This window comes from Mycobacterium sp. NGS40, from assembly GCF_059812735.1.
Window position 1 is genome coordinate 279,755 of the sequence record NZ_JCALDG010000003.1, and the last position, 12,184, is coordinate 291,938.

The 12,184-nt window shown below is 62.9% G+C and carries 13 protein-coding genes and 1 pseudogene; 4 read left to right on the forward strand and 10 right to left on the reverse strand.

What is annotated here, in order from left to right; all coding sequences use genetic code 11:
• Positions 1-37: 37 nt before the first annotated feature.
• Positions 38-739 carry a YoaK family protein gene (locus AC5Y5O_RS07065; RefSeq protein ID WP_500024380.1) on the forward strand — a complete coding sequence of 234 codons (702 nt, stop codon included), beginning with the start codon at positions 38-40 and terminating at the stop codon, positions 737-739.
• On the opposite strand, the gene AC5Y5O_RS07070 is transcribed toward AC5Y5O_RS07065, so the two are convergent.
• The 4 genes from AC5Y5O_RS07070 to AC5Y5O_RS07085 all read right to left on the reverse strand — a co-directional run bounded on the left by AC5Y5O_RS07070 (position 736) and on the right by AC5Y5O_RS07085 (position 4,977).
• Positions 736-1,842, reverse strand: a complete 1,107-nt coding sequence (locus AC5Y5O_RS07070) for a phosphodiester glycosidase family protein (protein ID WP_096283833.1) — start codon at positions 1,840-1,842, stop codon at positions 736-738. The genes AC5Y5O_RS07065 and AC5Y5O_RS07070 overlap by 4 nt on opposite strands.
• A gap of 79 nt (positions 1,843-1,921) precedes the next feature.
• The gene (locus AC5Y5O_RS07075; protein ID WP_096283835.1) at positions 1,922-3,346 is read right to left on the reverse strand and encodes a YhgE/Pip domain-containing protein; all 1,425 of its coding nucleotides are present in this window, start codon (positions 3,344-3,346) and stop codon (positions 1,922-1,924) included.
• 34 nt (positions 3,347-3,380) lie between these two features.
• Positions 3,381-4,100, reverse strand: a complete 720-nt coding sequence (locus AC5Y5O_RS07080; RefSeq protein ID WP_096283837.1) for a pirin family protein — start codon at positions 4,098-4,100, stop codon at positions 3,381-3,383.
• 13 nt (positions 4,101-4,113) lie between these two features.
• Positions 4,114-4,977: a MarR family transcriptional regulator gene (locus tag AC5Y5O_RS07085; RefSeq protein WP_500024383.1), complete on the reverse strand. Its 864-nt coding sequence runs from the start codon at positions 4,975-4,977 to the stop codon at positions 4,114-4,116.
• A gap of 63 nt (positions 4,978-5,040) precedes the next feature.
• Between AC5Y5O_RS07085 and AC5Y5O_RS07090 the strand changes: the two genes are divergently transcribed.
• On the forward strand, positions 5,041-6,180 hold the full coding sequence (locus AC5Y5O_RS07090) for an NAD(P)H-dependent amine dehydrogenase family protein (RefSeq protein ID WP_112741646.1): 1,140 nt from the start codon (positions 5,041-5,043) through the stop codon (positions 6,178-6,180).
• Positions 6,181-6,265: 85 nt separating this feature from the next.
• Here AC5Y5O_RS07090 and AC5Y5O_RS07095 read toward each other — a convergent pair.
• From AC5Y5O_RS07095 to acuR, 4 genes and pseudogenes are all read right to left on the reverse strand, one after another.
• Positions 6,266-6,514 (reverse strand): annotated as a pseudogene (locus AC5Y5O_RS07095) (hypothetical protein); the annotation flags it as partial.
• Between the two features lie 343 nt (positions 6,515-6,857).
• Positions 6,858-7,499 (reverse strand): SDR family oxidoreductase, encoded by a 642-nt coding sequence (locus tag AC5Y5O_RS07100; RefSeq protein ID WP_016343728.1) that lies wholly within the window; start codon positions 7,497-7,499, stop codon positions 6,858-6,860.
• Between the two features lie 208 nt (positions 7,500-7,707).
• Entirely contained in the window at positions 7,708-8,691 is a 984-nt protein-coding gene (gene acuI / locus AC5Y5O_RS07105) for an acrylyl-CoA reductase (NADPH) (RefSeq protein ID WP_041927776.1), read from the reverse strand.
• 14 nt (positions 8,692-8,705) lie between these two features.
• Positions 8,706-9,338 carry an acrylate utilization transcriptional regulator AcuR gene (gene acuR, locus AC5Y5O_RS07110; RefSeq protein WP_016343726.1) on the reverse strand — a complete coding sequence of 211 codons (633 nt, stop codon included), beginning with the start codon at positions 9,336-9,338 and terminating at the stop codon, positions 8,706-8,708.
• A 181-nt stretch (positions 9,339-9,519) separates the two neighbouring features.
• Between acuR and AC5Y5O_RS07115 the strand changes: the two genes are divergently transcribed.
• On the forward strand, positions 9,520-10,101 hold the full coding sequence (locus AC5Y5O_RS07115; RefSeq protein ID WP_055576391.1) for a TetR/AcrR family transcriptional regulator: 582 nt from the start codon (positions 9,520-9,522) through the stop codon (positions 10,099-10,101).
• A 143-nt stretch (positions 10,102-10,244) separates the two neighbouring features.
• Positions 10,245-10,940 (forward strand): cysteine hydrolase family protein, encoded by a 696-nt coding sequence (locus AC5Y5O_RS07120; RefSeq protein WP_226069240.1) that lies wholly within the window; start codon positions 10,245-10,247, stop codon positions 10,938-10,940.
• A gap of 75 nt (positions 10,941-11,015) precedes the next feature.
• Here the strand turns inward: AC5Y5O_RS07120 and AC5Y5O_RS07125 are convergent, their stop codons facing one another.
• Together AC5Y5O_RS07125 and AC5Y5O_RS07130 are read right to left on the reverse strand one after the other, a co-directional pair.
• Positions 11,016-11,243, reverse strand: coding sequence for an anti-sigma factor family protein (locus tag AC5Y5O_RS07125; RefSeq protein WP_016343723.1), 228 nt, complete (start codon positions 11,241-11,243; stop codon positions 11,016-11,018).
• 365 nt (positions 11,244-11,608) lie between these two features.
• Positions 11,609-12,091, reverse strand: a complete 483-nt coding sequence (locus tag AC5Y5O_RS07130) for a YkgB family protein (RefSeq protein ID WP_041928033.1) — start codon at positions 12,089-12,091, stop codon at positions 11,609-11,611.
• Between the last annotated feature and the right edge of the window lie 93 nt (positions 12,092-12,184).

Genomic DNA, 12,184 nt, shown 5'->3' on the forward strand with positions numbered 1-12,184 from the left:
TCCGGCCGAACCGATACCGCCGAAATATACTGCACCCGTGGCCACCACGTCGCCGGTAACCGAGCGATTCACCGTTGCGGCGTTGTTGCTGCTGACCTTCGCGACCGGGCTGGCCGACTCGATCAGTATCTTGGTCCTCGGCCATGTGTTCGTCGCCAACATGACCGGAAACGTGGTCTTCCTCGGCTTTTGGCTTGCCCCGCGTACCAGCATCGACCTGACGGCGGTGTCGGTGGCGCTGCCCACCTTCGTCACCACCACGATCCTCAGCGGGCGCTTGCAACAGTATTTCGGTGAGCGGGCCAGGAAGTGGATCACGACCGTGTTGGCCACGGAAATCCTGCTGCTGCTTACCTTGTCGATCCTGGCCGGTACGGGCGTGCTGCACTATCACGACAACACCAAGCTGATCATGATCGCGTTCCTCACGGTGACGTTCGGTCTGCAGCATTCGAGTGCCCGCCAGTTCGGCATCCAGGAACTGTCGACGACCGTCTTGACGTCGACGATCGTCAGCCTCGGCCTGGACAGCCGACTCTCCGGTGGCACCGGCGAGCGTCAAAAGCTGCGCTTCAGCGTGATTTTCACGATGTGCGCCGGTGCATTTCTCGGCGCCACGCTGTCGCGGTTCGTCATCGCGCCGGTGTTCGCGTTGACGGCAGCCGTGGTGGCGGCGAGCCTGCTGATTTTCCGGTACGGCGCCGCTGAGGCGAAAACCATTGCGGCTGAAGATCTTTAGTTGAAGGCCAGCCAGCTGGGCAGGGCGCGCTCGTGGGAATCGCACAGCACCTGACGGGTATCGCACGACCCGCGCGGCGAACCCGCGCCGGCCCACATACCGCCGGTGTCGCGCCGCAGCACGATCGCCGAGGACCCGCCGCCGTCCAGCAGGATCGCGGTATCACTGCCCAGTCCGCGGAACAGGTCCTGCATGTTGTCCGGCGTGTAGCTGCCGCCCTCGAAGATGTACATTTCGTCGCGCTGCTTGACGTAGGCCAGGGCGGTGCGCGCCGCGCTGGGGCCGCCGTCGTGCAGCTGTTGGGTCTGGCCCGGGGCCAGCAGCCCGATCCCGGACACCGCGACAAACTTCTCGTTCTTGTTCAGCAGGTCGGCGACCACCGGGGTGGCGGCGTCGTAGTCGTTCTTGCTGCGCGGCCACACCACGTACGGCGCCCCACCGGTCGGCAGGATCATCGTGGTCAGCGAGGACCAGCTCTCGCCGCCGCCGGACAGCCCCTGCTTGCCGGGGTAGGCCGCGGTACCGGTCACAGCCTGGTTGGCGCGGCCTTGCCCGTTCGTGTTGTCCACGAACGCACCCAGCGGTGAGCTGCAGCCGGTCTGACGCCACGAACCCGCCTTCTGCCCGCGCACGTCGAAAAAGTTGGCGTTGATCGCGATGGTCGGCTGCCCCATCCGCTGCCACGCCTGCAGTGGCGCGTAGAGCTCGGAGGCCTGCCATAGGCCTTCGCCGGTGCGGGCCCCGGGGTTGTTCTCGCAGCGCGCCTGGTCACCCCGGTGGGTGTCGACCAGCAGGTGCGGCGCCAGGCGTTCCGCCGCGTTCTTGATGATCATCAGGTGGCCGCCGTTGTTCATCTCGTACCAGCGGCCGCTGGCGTCCATCAGCGGCGTGGGGTGGCCGGGACCGAAGTTGTACACCAGATACGAGCCCTTGGTGGCGCCGATCGCGCTGGCGAGCAACTCACGGGCATCCGCGGCGTGCGCGACGGGCGGTGTGACGGCGGCGGTCAACAGCGTGCAGGCGAACGTCGTGAGGCTTGCCGCCAGTCGGCGCAACCTGGTGCGTCGTGTCAGCACGGCAGCCCTTTCGGCCCTTATGTGGATGCAACACTCACAGCATCAGTCACATTGGCCACACTGTCAACATAAATAACAAACGTGTGACACTTAGGCGGCGCCCGAATTACGTTTGCTCGCTTACGCTTTCGGCGTTGGGCTCGCTGGGGTCCGGGTGGCGGGCTTCGGCGTCGGCGGCCTGGCCCGAACTCTCGTGCTTACCGGCCTTGCTCGCCTGGTGCTGGGATTGGTGCACCTCGGCGATTGCCGCGCCGATCGCGCCGGGAATCCGGTGGAAGCCGCTGCGGTCGTACATGCGGGTGATGATGCCGCCGACTAGCAGGCCGATCACCAGCCCGATCGACGTCATCAACAACGCCTGCGTGAGGCCGGCCTCCCCGTCGCCGTTCAGATACAACAGGGACCGCACGCCCAGGAACACCTGGTGCATCGGCTCAAACTCGGCCAGCCAGCGGAAGAACGGCGGCACCGCCTCCAGCGGGACGGTGGCGCCCGCCGACGGCAAACCGAGGATCACGAAAACCAGCATGCTGAACAGCAGGCCCATCGAACCGAGCACCGCGATCAGCGAACTGGACGTCACGCCGACCGCGACGATCGCGAATACGCCGTAGGCCCACAACTGCCAGCCGAGCGTGATGGGCATGCCGAGTCCGTGGGCGATGGCCAGGTAGACACCCGACGTCAGCAACGCCAGCACCAGCATGATGCCCCACTTCACTAACAAGGTGCGGAAGCGAGAGATGTTGGCCTGCTCTGCAAATCGATACACCGGCCCCCATTCGGCGGGCACGTACCCGAGCAATGAGTCGACCAAGGTGGACACCACGATGCTGCCGGTGAACCCGGCCAGCAACAACAGCAATGCGTAGTAGAACGCCGACAGGCCGTTACCCGTGCCGTTGGGTAGCGGGTTGTACACGGTCGACTTGATGTCGATCGGGCTGGCCAGTCCCGCTTGCGACGCTCCGGTCAACGGCGCACCGCCGGTCTGCTCTGCGACTTGCGACGAAAGGTATTGTCCTACTTTGGTATTGGCAACGGCCATGGCCTGGTTCAGGGTCTGGCCGGCGATGCCGGCGCCCAGCGTGCCGGCGCGCGGGTTGGTGAAGATCGTGACCGAAGGCCGCTCGGCCTTGCCCGGCATCACCGCGCTCTCGCCGTACTCGCGCAAACTCGACGAGAACGTCGGCGGAATGACCAATTCGCCATACGCCTGTGCCCGGTCCAGCAGTCGTTTGGCCTCGTCGTGGGAGACCACGCGGATGTCGAATTTGTTCTTGTCCAGCGCGGACACCAGTCCGTCGACGATCTTCGGGCCGGCGGTTCCGGCGTCCTCGTTCACCACCGCGATCGGGAAGTGGCGCAGGTTGGTGGTGGGATTCAAGATGCCGCCCAGATACAGCGCGCACAGCGCCGACATGAGGGCCAGTGTGGCGCCGATCGGCAACGCCCAGAACTGCACGGTTCTCAGCGCTTTTGCGTTCCGCTTCGGATTCGGCACCGCGTGCCGCGGTTGGCCTTTCGACATCCCAGCTCCCGTCTGTCACGCCCACTCTATTGGTCTAGCCGCCCAGCTTTGCGTGCATCTCCCAGATCAGCAGCTCGGTCGGCTCGATCGCCGTCAGCCGCGAGCCGCCGCCGTCTGTGATGCGGGCGGCGTCGCCTTCGGCGAGTTGATCGGACCCGTCCAGGGTCAGCCGGCCGCGTGGTACGAAGATGTGCAGGTTGGGGGCGGCGGGGGTGGTGACGGTGTCGCCGGGTTGCAGCCGGGCGACGTGCAGGGCCGCAGCGCGGTTGTGCAGCGAGATCGCCGCGTCGCGCCCGGGGATGCCCGAGGCGATGGTCACGAGTTCGGCGCCGATGTGGCCGATCTCATGCTGCTGATAGCTCGGCGGTACTCCCGATTCGTCGGCGATGACCCACATCTGGATGAAATGCACTGGCTGCGTTGGCGAATCATTCTTCTCCGAATGCAGGATCCCGCTGCCGGCAGACATGCGCTGCGCCAGGCCAGGATAGATCACGCCGTGGTTGCCGGCCGAATCCTGGTGTGTCAATTCGCCTTCCAGCACCCATGTCACGATCTCCATGTCGCGATGCGGGTGGGTGTCGAATCCGCTGCGCGGAGCCACGACGTCGTCGTTGTTCACCACCAGCAGTCCGTGGTGGGTGTTATCCGGCTCGTAGTGGTCGCCGAACGAAAACGAATGTCTGGATTTCAGCCACGGCGTCGTGGTGACCGCCCGGTCAGCCGCGCGCCGAATCTCGGAGTTGGCAGGCACGACTTCAGCGTAATCACACCTGCGCGCCGAGCAGTCGCTGTGCGTGCTGCAGCGCGGTGTCGAGTGCGGGCAGCGTCAAATCGGCCGGGCCACCCAGGTGGATCTCGATCTGGTACTCCGGCTGCCCGTTCTGGCCGAAGATCGGCAGCACGACGAATTCTGTTGACGCCAAATTTGTTTCAAGCGTGTCGGTGACAGACTGCAGCGTCACCATGGTCATCAGCGTGGTGAGTTGCCGGGTGAGGTGTGCGGTCGGCTCCAGCGACGCGAGCAGCCCAGCCAGCCGATGGTGCAGCGATTGGTGCGTGTCGTCGAACCGCCAGGCGCCGTAGCCGCGGGATCGGATGTCGGCGAGTACTCGTTGATGCTGCGCGACTTCGTCGCGGGTCAGCCGCGGTGTCACCCGGTGCAGCCAGGCAGCCACGAAATCGTCGTCGCGCCAGGCCATCGCGACCAGGCCGAACGGGGGATCGATCGGGAAGTGCTGCCCGACGGCATGCGCGCCGTCGGTGCCATGGCCCACCGCGTCGACCGTGGTCAGGTGCCGGCCGCCGATCTTCGACATCGAGCAGCCCGCGCCGAGGGTGTGGTGCAGGAAGGTCAGTGCGTCACGGCCACGGTCCAACAGCGGAAACTGTGTGCGCAGACCGTGCACCAGGCCGAACAACCCGCTGCCCAGGCAGAAGCGCCGGTCCCCGCGCCGGGTGACCCAGGACCGGCGTTCCAGCTCGGATAGCACCAGCGCGCAGGTCGAGGTGCTGATCCCGCAAGTCTTCGCCAGCTCGGCCGAGGTTCGCCCGTCCGGCGAATCCGCGAGCGTGGCAAGCACGTCCATTACCCGCGCGGTGGGCGGCGACTTGGCGGTTGACGTACCCATGCCCAGCTCCCTACCATCCGTCCAAAATGTAAGAACAGCATTCCTAATATTAGGAGAATAGATGTGCTGAAGGTGGGAGTCTGGGGGCCGGGCTCGATGGGCGTCATCGCTCTGCGGGGCGTGATCGACCACCCCGAGCTGGAATTGACCGATCTCGTGGTGCACAGCGACGCCAAGGTGGGCCGCGACGCGGGGGAGCTGTGCGGAATCGCGCCCGTCGGCGTGGTGGCCACCCAGGATCCGGCACCACTGCTCGCGGGCGACGCCGACGCAGTGGTCTATGCCGCCGGCGCGAACCTGCGTCCGCTGGAGGCTGTCGAGGACATGGTGTCGATCCTGGGGTCCGGTAAGAACGTGGTGTCGTGTTCGGTGGTGCCGCTGGTCTTTCCCGACGCCGTCGACGGGGTCTTCACCGATCCGCTGCGCCGGGCCGCGCTAGCGGGTGGGGTGTCGTTCTTCACCACTGGCATCGACTCCGGATTTGCCAATGATGTTCTGCCGCTGCTGCTTACCGGAGTGTCGCGGGTGATCGAATCGGTGCGAGTTACGGAGATGTTCAACTACGCCACCTACCCGGACCGGGCGGCGGTGTACGAGATCCTCGGTTTCGGTAAGCCGCCGGAGTATCAGGCGTTCGCCGCGCAGCCGGGGGTATTCACCTTCGGCTGGGGCCCGGTGCTGCACCAGCTCGCCGCCGCGCTGGGCGTCAAAATCGACAACATCGAGGAGAGCAACGAACGCGTCCTCGCCGCCGAGTCGTTCGACACCCCGACCGGGCACATCGAGGCCGGAACGATCGCCGCGATGCGTTCGACGCTGACCGGATACGTCGGGGAAAAGCCGACTTTCGTCGTCGACCACGTGACGCGTATGCGCGACGACATCGCCGGAGACTGGCCGCAACCGCACATCAGTCTTGCGCCGAAAGACCTCGGCTTCGGACTGGCATCTGGCCGCGGTGTCTATCGCGTCGAGATCGAGGGCTCGCCGACCATGCGTTGCGAATTCGAAATGGCCGAGGACCACGACCACGATCTGGGTGCGCGCATCGCGGGCTCCTCGCGCATGGTCAACGCCATTCCCGCGGTGTGTGCGGCCGCACCCGGACTGCTGTCCGCACTCGACCTGCCGCTGATCACCGGGGCCGGTTTGGTCCGTTCGGTCGAAGGTCCGTCACCGGATAGTCGCCTGCTGGCCGGCTAGCGGCTCGCGTATCAGCGAATTCATCCATGCCGCACCCTGTTTGGGCTGCGGTACCGTGCCGACGGAGCCCGGCTTCGGTGACCACCTAGTTGTTGGTTGGTGGTGGTTGGGGTTGGAAGGGTTGGTACCACCACCAGTGGGCGCGTTCGCCGGTGGGTCCGGGGCAGGGTGGGACGTCGGGTGGGGGTTGGGTGGGCGGGCGTGCCAGTGATCCTGCGCTCAGTGGTCGGCCGTCCTCGTCGGTGGCGGTGAGCGCGTCGGCGGGTCCGGTGAGGGTGATCAGGCCGCGGTGATGGGAGCGGTGGTGATACGGGCAGAGCAGCACCAGGTTGGTTACAAGTCGTTGATCTACCTGCTTCTTGCCTGCATTCTCCCAGTATGGCGCTGGTGAGCGTGAGCAAAGCTGGGTGAGCGTCAACGTACGTACTGAAGCCCGTACACGATCTATGGGGTTGTGCCGCCTCCTCTGAGTGAAGTCTCTTCAGATGTTGTCATCGCCTGTGGAGCATGCAGCCAATGACGATCCGCTTGGCCTGCTCGTACACGACCTAGGCGGTCTAGTGCTCCCGCGAGGGTGAACTTGCGCCGCCCGACGCAGGCAGCGACCACAGGCCCAGAGTTCGCATTGCGCCTGGACTATCCAACTATCCAACGGCTCTTCCCGATCGCGTCCGGAATTACTGCCATGCAGGCTTGTCGGCGTCGGTGCCTGGCTTGTTTACTCCCAGTGAGCCGTGGAGTTCTTGTGAGGGATCGGTAATCAATCGTACGACGAGTGCCGCGATGCTTTTTCGGGATACCTCGGTGCCTTTGAAAGGTTCTCCTTTCTGGGTGATCTCGTAGTCCACTTCGTCTTTGTCTGTAAGCCATGCGGGTCTGATGATTGTGTAGTCAAGGCGCGAAGACTCGATCACTTTCGCCGCTGCGGCGTAGGTTTCGAGATAGCCGCCGTCGAGCATCCGGTGGTTCCAACGGCCAAACTCGCCGGGGACTTCGTCGTAGATCCCTAGCGTCGAGATCCAAATGAGCCTTCGCACGCGAGCGCCCTCAAGCGCAGTGACGACCCCACGCGCTTGGTCCACGATATCTTTACCGCCAAGGTTGGCATAGACGATGTCCTGTCCCTCGACCGCTTGTTTCAGGAGACTTCCGTTAAGGACATCACCTTCTACTGCCGTTGCGCGGAGGTCGGGCAAGTCGTGCAAGCGTTGGTCGTTCCGTAGGTAGAGGGTGAGATTCACGCTCTCGTCGTGGAGCAGTTCGCGTACTACGATTTGCGCGATTCTGCCTCCGGCACCAAGTACAAGAACTCGTGTCATGAATGCTGCTCCTTCCGTCGTCGTGTCTGGTGGGCGTTATAAGCGGCCATCAAGGTATTTCCTACTCGGCCAAGTCCGGCACGACAGATACTGGCGAGCTGGCGGCCCCTCGGTTGTGCTGATCGCATGCTGCGGGAGAGCACGTGCCTATCGTGCAGGTAACCCGTCAGCTCTAGCGACTATCCCGCACTGCTCCAGCAAAGGGGAGTTAGCGATTCACGTCAACGATGATGCGGCCCCTCACTCGGCCCTCAAGAAGATCTGTTGAAGTGGAGATAGCGTCAGTGAGGCCGATCTCGTGGCTGATCTCTCCTAGGTGTCCGGTGTCGAGGTCCCTGCTCAGCCGGCCCCACGCTGTGACGCGTTTGGCGTGGGGCTGCGTGACACTGTTGATACCCAACAGGCTCACTCCGCGCAGGATGAATGGCGCAACAGTGCTTGGGAATTCCATGCCTTGAGCCATGCCACACGCGGCGACGGCTCCCTCGGCACTGGTGGTGGCACACACATTAGCCAGTGTGTGGCTGCCCACGGAGTCGATAGCGCCGGCCCAGCGCTCGCTGCCCAAGGGGCGGCCCGGTTCGGCGAGTTCGGCTCGGTCGATCACCGTAGCCGCACCCAACCTCCGCAGATAGTCTGCCTCAGCGAGGCGGCCGGTTGCCGCGACGACCGTGTAGCCGTTGCTCGCGAGCAGCGTGACCGCGATGCTTCCGACGCCGCCACTGGCACCGGTGACGAGTACTTCACCGTCACTAGGGGTGACCCCGTGTTGTTCGAGTGCCATCAGGCAAAGCATCGCTGTATAGCCCGCAGTGCCGATGGCAGTGGCCTGCGCCTCGGTGAACGAGGGGGGGAGTGGCACTAGCCAGTCCGCCTGGAGCCGAGCGATCTGTGCAAGCCCTCCCCAGTGGGTCTCGCCCAGTCCCCAACCGTTCACCAGAACGTGATCACCGGGTTTGTAGCGCGCGTCATTGCTGGCCTCAACGACGCCGGCTAAGTCGATTCCCGGGACCATCGGGAAGCGACGGACGACGGGGCCCCTACCGGTGATGGCCAGGGCGTCTTTGTAATTGAGGCTGCTGTATGCGACCCGGACGGTCACTTGCCCCTCAGGTAGGTCGTCGCTGCCGATCCGCCGCATTTCCGCACGGTAGTCCGTGTTGGTCTTCTCAACCACAATCGCGCTGAACATCGTATTCCCTTCTCCTACGCGCGGGCACATGCGAGGAATCCACTGAAAAACACGTCGAGCGGTTCGACTGTCCGAGCGAGTTTGGTGCGCAATACCGCTCCCTCCCAACCGATCCAGAAGAACCGTGATAGCGCGGCGCAGTCGGTGTCGGCCGGAAGATCTCCTACGTCAACGGCCAGTCGCAGGCAGTCCTGTAAGCGCTGCTCCCAGTCCTCAAGTGTTTCTTCGAGTTTCGTGCGATAGCTCTCGGGAAGTGTCCGAACTTCTTGCCCAAGATTGCCAACAAGGCATCCACGATCAAACCTGTGTCTGGCCATTCCGGCTTTCGCGTCCTCGACGAAAAGGGTCAGACGTTGCAGTGGTGGCAGACTGTCGTCCAACAGCCAGCGATCAAGTTTGCGCGCGAAATACTCCGCGTAGCTCTGCAGCACCTCCAGACCGAATGCGTCTTTGCTGTCGAAGTAGTGATAAAACGAGCCCTTCGGTACATCGACGCGCTTGAGCACCGATTCAATACCTGTCGCAGTGAGGCCCTGAGCAGTCAGGATTTCCATCCCGCAGCGAAGCAATGCTTCCCGCGTGTCTTCGTGGTCACGGCTGACTTTTGGCGGCCGTCCACGACGAGGCCGGACAATGGAAGCGCTCATGTGATGAGATTAGACCGATTGTCTCTAAATGTCCACGGGGGCGTTCAGCGCCCGGTGAGTTCGTGCTGCGCAATGGCGCACAAAAAATGCTCACTTGACCGGATATGTGCGTCTGGACGCGCGTGGTCGAGTTGGTGCCGTGCACGGCCAAGGTCCCTGTTCGGTCAGTTACTCTGCTCCTGTGCCTCGCCCGGGGAACCCGGATATCCGCAGACGGTTACTCGCTAGTGGACTCGAGCTCTTCTATGCCCGTGGCGTCAACGCGACAGGTGTCAAGGAAATTGCCGATCGTGCCGACGTACCGAAGGCGGCATTCTACACGTACTACGAGAGCAAAGAAGCCTTTGTTGTCGCAGTGCTAGGCCAGTACTGGCTCGAACTTCAGGACCGGTCGGGATCCTTGCTGCTAGGTCGCGGGACACCGGTTCGCCGCCTGCAACGCTACTTCGCGGTGATTGCCGACGAGCACGAGCGCCACACCTTTATGCGCGGCTGCCTAATTGGCAATCTCGCGCTCGAAGTCTCAGCCACCAGTGCGTCGGTCCACGAAAAGCTACGCGGCATTGTTTGTGTTTGGGAGCACGAACTGGCCGCTGTTTTCACAGAGGGAACGCCTCAACGGCGTCGCGAAGTCGCAGGTTTGATTATCGAAGCGTGGGAAGGGGCAGTGCTTCGCGCCAGGATCGATCGCACCCGCGCTCCATACGACCGTTTCTCACGAATAACCTTGCCGCAGTTGGTGGGTTTGGTCGGCACGTCCTGAAGTCCCGCCTCCATCATCGAGGTCCGAAAGGCCGGACTTGTTGATATCCGACCGGTCGTCTATTTATACTTTCCGGGCGCTGCCGTGTGTCGCGCACTAGCGCCCGATAGGAAAGGGACTCCCATCCAATGTCGACTTCATCCGTGTACGACGAGCCCGCAGAGCCCGGACTTCCGCCATCTGGCTTCCAGCTTGACGTGACGCACGCTGCGCTCGTCGTGACTGACCCGCAGAACGACTTTCTCAGCCCCGATGGTGCAACATGGTCGGTGTTCGGCGCCAGCGTCGAAGACAACGACACTGTCGAGCACATCGACCAACTACTGTCAGCTGCCAAGAGCGCGGGGATCACGGTTGCGATCTCTCCGCACTATTACTATCCATCCGATCAGGACTGGCAATTCGGCGGACCGCTTGAGCGCTTCATGCACAGTGTCGGTATGTTCGCGCGGACGCATCCGCTGCAGCTGGAAGGGTTCGACGGTTCGGGCGCGGACTATCTCGAGCGGTACAAGAACCGCATCCTGGACGGAAAGACGGTGGTCGCTTCTCCCCATAAAATCGTGGGTCCGCAGTCCAACGATCTCGTACTTCAGCTTCGCAAACGCGGTGTGACCCAAGTTCTTCTGGCTGGAATGGCCGCGAATCTGTGCACCGAAAGCCATTTGCGTGAGCTGATCGAACAGGGTTTCGAGGTTGTCGTCATCCGTGACGCGACTGCGGGTGCACGGTTGCCCGAAGGCGACGGATACTTGGCCGCCCTGATTAATTTCCGATTCCTCGCCTCAGCTATCTGGACCACCGATCAAGCGGTGGCTGAGTTGGCGCAAGCCACCTAAAGACCGATGGGCGCTGACGGCAGCAAAGTTGGTGTATCCATTGTTGCTGAGCTGAACTCGGTTGCCCTGCGAAGCTCAGCGGCGCCGTTGGTGAAAGTGCGCCGATAACGTATCGCGCAGCGTGCGCTTGAAGCCGGCCACGGGGATCTGATTCAAGATTGCGATCGTCGATATGTATTGAGTGCGATAGTTTGCGCATCCGTCGCACTCGGACAGGTGCGTTTCGAGCCTCACGTGGTCGCTCGAACCGAGCGAGTCGTCCAGGTATTCGGTGAGTAGTTCGGCGAGTTCGTTGCATCTCATCTGTCTGCATCCTTTCATGTAGTACATGAGCGACCGGCTCGCCGGCGACCATGCTCCCCGGTGCTTGAGGAAAAATTCCCGAGGATGGCTTCGTTGCTCCGACTCCTCGTCCAGTTTCTCGTCGCCAAGGGACTGCGACCTTTCCTCCTATGAAAGTTCGCAGACAGCTCTGTGAACCTAGGTGACTGATCCTGGGAAGAGCCGATTCCTTTGTGTAAGAGGCCTTCCTGTAGGGGGCCTTCGGCGATCGGTGTCCTGACGTAGTCGCGTGCGAGGCGTGGCGTCGTGGGGCTTGCAAGTCGACAACTTGCACGAAGCCGCCCTCGTCACCCGCACGAAGCGAGGTGACGAGGGCGGCTTCGGCCTCAGCGGCGTGTGAGTGCATCGACCAGCGTCCAGGCAGAGATTCCGAGCAGTGCGACGTCCTTGATCAGGAACTGACCAGTCGACGACAACACCGGGAAACCTCCTGCTGATGCTTCGAATGCACCAGGCGTACTGAGCACGAATGTCAGTGTTGTGGCGAACATGCCGATGGCCATGAGGCTACCGATCGCTGAGAGTCGAGGGAACCACGGTTTGACGGCGAGCAAGACCGCGATTGCGATCTCGACTACACCGAGTAGCGACGAAAAGGTGGTGATCGAGAAAATGTCGTACAGCCAAGACATGAAAGGGCTGTTCGACACGAATGGCGCGATGCCGTTGGCTTCGTACTCTGTGAACTTCAGCATGCCGATCCAGGCGATGACGACGACCAGCCCGTACCGTGCCAGGCCCGCGCCGCCACGTGCTACTGGCGACTCTGGGCGCACGCCGGCTTGAATCTGCTCGCGGATGGTAGCGATCATGATGACTCCCTTGCTAGTTGGGTTGACTACACCACTGAGTGCTATGCACTTCGGAAAGCGTTACAGCGCTTCCGTTTAGGTGGGTGTGCC